This is a genomic window from Pirellulales bacterium, assembly GCA_035656635.1.
Lineage (GTDB): Bacteria > Planctomycetota > Planctomycetia > Pirellulales > JADZDJ01 > DATJYL01.
Genome location: DASRSD010000084.1, coordinates 25019 through 31730, shown reverse-complemented (window position 1 = coordinate 31730; position 6712 = coordinate 25019). Strand labels below are relative to the sequence as shown.

The window sequence follows — 6712 nt, the reverse complement described above, 5'->3', positions numbered from 1 at the left end:
TTCCTACGAACAGACGCTTTGCCACGAACCGTAAGGGAAGCGAGCCAGCACTCGAAATCATCGGCGCGCGACACAACAATTTGCGCAATCTCACAGTCCGCATTCCCTTAGGCACGCTGACCGCCGTCACCGGAGTTAGCGGGTCGGGCAAAAGTTCGCTCATCGAAGATGTACTCTGCAAATCGCTGGCGCGCACGCTGCATCGGGCGGGCGAAATTCCCGGCGTGCACGACGAAATCCGTGGCGTGGAGCAAGTCAACAAAATCATTCGAGTCGATCAACAGCCCTTGGGCAGTACGCCTACGAGTAATCCGGCCACGTATACCGGCGTGTTCGATTTAATTCGACAGCTATTTTCGCAACTGCCGGAAGCGAAGGTGCGCGGTTATACTCCCCGGCGATTCAGCTTTAACGCTCCTGGCGGCCGATGTGAAACCTGCGAAGGAAACGGCGAGCTGTGCATCGAAATGCATTTTCTGCCCGATGTGTGGGTACAGTGCGATACCTGCCGCGGGCGCCGCTACAATCCGGAAACGTTGGCCGTCACGTATCATGGGCAATCGATTGCCGACGTGCTTGAAATGTCTTGCGGCCGGGCGCTCAAGCTGTTTGAAAACATTCCAAAAATCCGCCGCATTTTGCAAACGCTGTGCGACGTGGGGCTGGATTATCTTCGCTTGGGCCAGCCCGCCCACACGCTTTCCGGAGGTGAAGCTCAGCGAGTGAAATTAGCCGCTGAATTAGCCCGACCGGACACCGGCCGGACGCTGTATGTGCTGGACGAGCCGACGACCGGCCTCCATTTTGACGACATTCGCAAGCTGCTGGATGTATTGCATCGACTGGTCGATTTGGGCAATACGGTTGTGGTGATCGAACATAATTTGGACGTGATCAAAACGGCCGATTGGGTCATTGATCTGGGTCCCGAAGCTGGCGACGGTGGCGGACAAATGGTTGCAGAGGGTTCTCCGGAGGAAATTTGTGGTCTGCGGCCAGTGGTCAGTGGTCAGAAAATGAGGCGCGGAAAACAGAAGAGTACGGCGGACAAAAGTTTAGCCGCGAGCCGCCAGGCGAGCGATTCCTACACCGCCGCCGCACTGGCGCCAGTTCTTGCTGCCGGTCCCCACGAAGAACGCAAACCACACGATTTTGCCGCCGTTCAAGTGAAACAGGCTGGCGATTTGGAAATTGCCGCTGTCGGTGAGCAAACCAAAATGCCGTGGGAAAGCGATGGGCGGCGCTGGCACATCGTCGATCGGGTGGGCCGCAACGGCGAGCCGTGTCGCTGGGATGGCCGGATTTTGGAGCAAGTGGTCGATCGCATTCAGGAGCTTGGCGACTTCAGCCCCACCAATTGGAACGATCGAAGCGTTGTGGAAATTGCTGCACAAAAGAAAGCGGACGGTTGGTTCCTGCACGCCATCACCGGCGAACAATGGCTGTTGAAATTGAAATTTCGCACTGCCAAAGCAACTTTCAACCGCGAGCAGCTCATTAGTCATCTGGGCATGAAGCCATTGAACGAAATGCATGATTTGCCGGTGTACGGCACAGACAGCCGGGTGAAAGTCCGCACGCTACGTGGGCCGTGGCAAGAAGTGGAATTGCGAGTGCATTCGTTGGACGAAATCGATCACAAGCATTTTTGGCCGTTCTTAGAACAAGCGGTGGCCGGGTTCAAAAAAATAACTCAGCGGGCACAACAAGATCCGGAATCGGTCATGCCCTGGATGGTGCTAGGCCGCAAGTGGCATTTATTACGAAAGGGTTTTCCGCCCGGCAAGAAAATCGCCTGGGAAGCCGAAGTATTGGAGGAGCTGTTAGAAATGCTTTTAGCGGCGGCGCCGCAAGTTCAAGCATTGTGGAACCACAGCCAGGTTGTCAATTTGCTGTTGCCCGGACAGCGCGAACCGTGGGCTCGGGTGTGGACGAAAAAATTGGCGGCAGTGGAATTATCGCTGGCTGGCCCCAAGGGGCGCTTCGCTTTGGGACGCATTGCGGAATTGGGCTCGGAGCCGGAATTCGACGCCGGTCGAGCGGAGGTCGACGTAATGAAATTGCGATTCGTAAATTCAGACAATTTACACCGCGGCGATTTGGCAGCACTTCTGCGCGAGCACGCAGCGGTCATCGCCCAGAACGGAGAGAAACAGCCGCTGTTTCGGAAAAAGCAATTAGCGGCAAGCGATTAGCGGTTGTGATTTAACGCCATATACATATTCCTCATTACTTTCCATCATGTCCCAGCAACTTCTCCCGCCCAGTTTTTTGTTTCGATTTGCCGTGCCTTGCCGGCCAGCGGCGAAGATTTGGACACCCCAGGGCGTGGTCTTGGGAGATGATTATCTGCTGCCTAGCTTTGCCGAACTGGACGACGCTCCCCAGCGGGTTGAAGTGCGTGCCGCTTGGAACGTTCAGGGAATGGCATTTTCTGCATCCGTGAAGGGGAAGAAGCAACCGCCCTGGTGCCGCGAAAGCCGTATTAACGACAGCGACGGCGTCTACTTGTGGATAGATACCCGCGATACGCACAACATTCACCGCGCCAGTCGCTTTTGTCATCAGTTCGTGTTTTTGCCCGCTGGCGGCGGACATCAACAGGGCGAACCTGTAGCCGAACTCATCGCCATTAATCGAGCCCGGGAAAATCCCAAGCCGCTGGTGCGCGGTTCATTGGGCGCGGTATGCCATAAGCAAAACGATGGATACCGTTTGGACGTGGCCATTCCTGCTGCAGCCCTGACGGGCTTCGATCCAGCCGAACATCCCAAGCTCGGATTTCACTGGGCGGTGATCGACCGCGAAATTGGCGAACACACGTTTTGCTGCCCGCCGGCATTGCCTTATCGAGAAGATCCCAGCACATGGGGCACGCTGGAACTTGCGCATAGCTAAATCAAACCACGGAGACACTGAGGCATTGAGAGGATAATGACGAAGAAACTAATGGCGAATGTGCCGCAAGAATAACGAAGCGTGAAAAGATTCATTCGTCATTGGAATTTCGTCATTCCCTTACAGGCTGTTTCAAAACTAGGAATCGGGTGGCTGGGGTCGACCGAAGGGAGCCCCCAGCAGCCTATTCACTGGGGGCTCGGCGGCACTCGACCCCAGCCACCCTTGAAGGAAGTCCAGTTTTGAAACAGCCTCTTAGATATTCGGCATTAGGCATTCATTTCTCCGGCGTGGTAGCTGGAACGGACAAAGGGTCCACTAGCGACGCGGCGGAAGCCCATCGCTTTGGCAGCGCGACCTAACTCGTCGAATTCCGTCGGCGGCACATAACGTATCACGGGCAAATGCAGAGGCGTCGGCTGGAGATATTGCCCAAGCGTGAGCATGTCGCAGCCAACGTCGAGCAAATCGGCCAGTGTATCAAGCAACTCCTCGCGAGTTTCGCCCAAGCCTAGCATGAGGCCACTTTTGGTTTTAACCCGTGGGTCGATTTGCTTGGCCTGCCGCAACAATTCAAGCGTCCAGCGATAATCACTTTTGCGGCCACGGATTGCTCGATACAACCGGGGCACGGTCTCTGTGTTGTGATTAAAAACTTCGGGCCGGGATTCCAGAACACGAGCCAGCGCGCCGGGCTTGCCAAGAAAATCAGGGGTGAGCACTTCCACGGCGGCCCCGGTTCGATTGCGGACTGCAAGCACGCAGGAATAAAAATGGTCTGCACCTCCGTCCGGTAAATCATCGCGGGTAACCGACGTGATTAGTACGTGCTTCAAACCCAGCCGGGCGGCGGCTTCGGCCACTCGATCTGGCTCATCTACCTCCAAAGCTTCCGTTTTGCCTTTGGGAACGGAACAAAAGCCGCATGGCCGGGTGCAGACATTCCCCAAAATCATGAACGTGGCCGTTTTTTGCGACCAGCATTCCATTCGATTGGGGCATTTGGCGCTTTCGCAGACCGTTTCCAGGTGCAAATCGTCAATTAGCCGGGAAGTAAATTGTAAACCGCCCCCCAGGGGCAGATTCTTTTTTAGCCACGGCGGTAGGCGCGGGCCGGTCGCTGGAGAGACGATATTGCCGGAGGGATTGAGCGTAACGAGTTGCATGGTAACAATCGGTGAGAATAGTTAACTGTAGCGTGGGACTCGTCCCAAGAAAAGCGGAGAAAGAATCGATCGTACGATTTGTGTGCCCAAGCAGACGTCTTTCGCATCGCTTGATCGGCGGCATGGTAGCCGCTTGGGCTAAGAGTTGACAATGCTTCAGGAGGAATTTCGCCACGGCCAAAAAAACTGCTGGAAAAAAAGGCGGCAAAAAAGCCACTGCAGATCGTGAGCACGACAACGAACGGCTCATCGCACAAAATCGCAAGGCGCGGCACGAATACGAAGTGCTGGAGACGCTGGAGTGCGGCATTATGCTGGTGGGCAGCGAGGTGAAAAGCCTGCGCGCGGGCCGAATGTCGCTGGAAGAAGCCTATGCTCGGTTGAAAGGCAACGAGCTGTGGCTGTTGGGTTGCGATATTCCTGAGTACGTGCAGGCCAATCGGCAAAATCACGTTCCAAAGCGACCACGCAAACTGCTGCTGCATCGGCGAGAAATCAAAAAATTCGCCGCCCAAGCCACGGAAAAAGGACTCACGCTCATTCCGCTGAAAATGTACTTCACCGAGGGTCGGGCAAAAGTGTTGCTGGGCCTTTGCAAGGGCCGCAAGCTGCATGACAAGCGCGAGGTGCTCAAGAACAAATCGGCCCAGCGGGATATTCAACGGGCAATGAGGCGGGGATAATTCGGAAATGATGAATGACGAATGACAAATGTCTAACGAATGACCTAGCACCAATGACCCAAGGCGGGCGGTGTTTGGTCATCGGGATTTGGTCATTGGTTCTTTCTCTGCCACAGGCGGTCGTACCACAGCAGGCCGACAAGTGTTTTTGCATCCTGCACCTGACCACGATCGCACATCGCCAGGGCTTCGTCCAAACTCATTACGTGGGTTTCAATTTCCTCACCCGATTCCGGCCTGGCCTGACCTTCATACAATTCGGTAGCGAGAAACAGGTGCATCCGCTCGTGTAAAATGCCCGGCGACATGAAAAATTCCGTGAGTTTTTCTATCCGGCCGGCGCGATAGCCGGTTTCTTCCAAGAGTTCCCGCGGCGCCGTTACGGCTGGTTCTTCGCCCGGTTCCAGTGTTCCAGCGGGCAATTCCCACAACGTTTCACCCACAGCAACACGATAATTGCGAATCAAGCAAACGCGATCTGGTGTCACAAGTGGAAGAATTACAACTGCGCCGGGATGTTGCACAACCTCGTATTGATGCAGCGAACCATCGGGCACACGGTGAGCGATCCGCACGACACTAAACCGCCGGGCTCGTAACAGCAATTCTTGTGGTTCCTTCAAGTTTGACCCTTTCAATCGTCCGATGCCTGGCGCACGGAATCCGCTAGCATGTTCGGAATTATTGCCAGTGGCCAAGTCGGATGTTAAGATAACGGTTCGGGCGGTTGTGCACCAAGGGTTGCGGCCGGAACTGCTACGATGCGCGACAATTCGCACTGGAGCTTGAACTGTGGCCTGTGGGGAGGCGTGCGAGTGTACGTCCATGCCTCGCTCCTGGTCATCATCGTGGGAATGATGTATTTTGCGACGCAGTATTTTGCAACGCAGATAACGCACATCGTTCATTCTCATACTCTGGACGATGGGTCCATTTACGGACTCGTGGCCGCGGCCGTGCTTTTGCTTTCATTGGTTCTGCACGAGATAGCCCACGCGCTGGCGGCCTGGCAATTAGGCGGCAATGTAGATTTGGTGGTTCTGGGACCATTGGGTGGAATGAACCTGCCCAACATGCCGCGTGAACCACATCGTGAAGTTGCTGTGGCCTTGGCCGGCCCACTGGTTCATTTTCTCGTTCTGCTGGCATTGGGCCCGGTGTTGATGTTGCAGGAAGTGAATTTGGGTGAAATTCTGCCGCACCCGTTTTATCCGGAGAACATGTTGAATGGCTCGCTGGGAATCGTGGCCGCGAAAATGGCGTTTTGGTTGAACTGGCTGCTGTTACTAGTGAATTTGATACCGGCGCCCGCACTCGATGGCGGCAGAGCGTTGCGCAGCGTGTTGTGGCCGGTGATGGGCTACCGAGGAGCAATTCGGACGGTGAGCCGCAGTGGGATGCTAACTGCTCTCATGTTTTGCCTGCTGGCTTTGGTATTACACGATCCGCAAAATAACTATCCCTTAATTCCTATATGGTTTCCGTTGGTGCTGATGGCGCTTTATCTATACTTCAGTTCGCAACAGGAAGTGCAACAAGTCGGAGATGAAGACCCGGAAGATGACCTTTTTGGTTACGATTTCTCCCAAGGGTTCACAAGCTTGGAGCAACCAACTGGCCCGCGACGTCGCCAGCAGGGTCCAGGACCTATGCGCCGTTGGTTGCAACAACGCCAGGAAATGAAAGAACGCCGGATGCGCGAAATTGAGGCCGATGAGGAACGCCGGGTTGATGACGTTCTTGTGCGCGTGAAGGAATTGGGCGTGGATGGCCTGTCGCCGGAAGATCGCTCGCTTTTGCAGCGGGTCAGCGCGCGCTATCGAAATCGACTGCAATCCTAGTCCATTCAGCTGAGACGGCAAGCGCGTCGAAGCTTCTTGCTTTTTACGCCGATTTCACGTTCCGCACAATTGTTACATTCGGAATGATTGCTTTAGCCCTTCTTACGCTTACCGCCATGCGCTT

At 55.1% G+C, this 6712-nt stretch carries 5 protein-coding genes and 1 pseudogene; 4 read left to right on the top strand and 2 right to left on the bottom strand.

Going from position 1 to position 6712, the window contains the following annotated elements; translation table 11 throughout:
* On the top strand, nucleotides 1-2195 hold a 2195-nt coding region (locus VFE46_07945), incomplete at its 5' end, for an ATP-binding cassette domain-containing protein (GenBank protein ID HZZ27923.1).
* Between the two features lie 46 nt (nucleotides 2196-2241).
* Nucleotides 2242-2898: a hypothetical protein gene (locus VFE46_07940; GenBank protein ID HZZ27922.1), complete on the top strand. Its 657-nt coding sequence runs from the start codon at nucleotides 2242-2244 to the stop codon at nucleotides 2896-2898.
* 269 nt (nucleotides 2899-3167) lie between these two features.
* Here VFE46_07940 and lipA read toward each other — a convergent pair whose 3' ends face one another.
* Nucleotides 3168-4064 carry a lipoyl synthase gene (gene lipA, locus VFE46_07935; protein HZZ27921.1) on the bottom strand — a complete coding sequence of 299 codons (897 nt, stop codon included), beginning with the start codon at nucleotides 4062-4064 and terminating at the stop codon, nucleotides 3168-3170.
* Nucleotides 4065-4297: 233 nt separating this feature from the next.
* Here lipA and smpB point away from each other — a divergent pair.
* Nucleotides 4298-4747, top strand: a pseudogene (gene smpB / locus VFE46_07930) (SsrA-binding protein SmpB).
* A 92-nt stretch (nucleotides 4748-4839) separates the two neighbouring features.
* Here smpB and VFE46_07925 read toward each other — a convergent pair.
* Nucleotides 4840-5370: an NUDIX hydrolase gene (locus tag VFE46_07925; protein ID HZZ27920.1), complete on the bottom strand. Its 531-nt coding sequence runs from the start codon at nucleotides 5368-5370 to the stop codon at nucleotides 4840-4842.
* Between the two features lie 138 nt (nucleotides 5371-5508).
* Between VFE46_07925 and VFE46_07920 the strand changes: the two genes are divergently transcribed.
* Nucleotides 5509-6588 (top strand): site-2 protease family protein, encoded by a 1080-nt coding sequence (locus VFE46_07920; GenBank protein HZZ27919.1) that lies wholly within the window; start codon nucleotides 5509-5511, stop codon nucleotides 6586-6588.
* The last annotated feature ends 124 nt before the right edge of the window (nucleotides 6589-6712 follow it).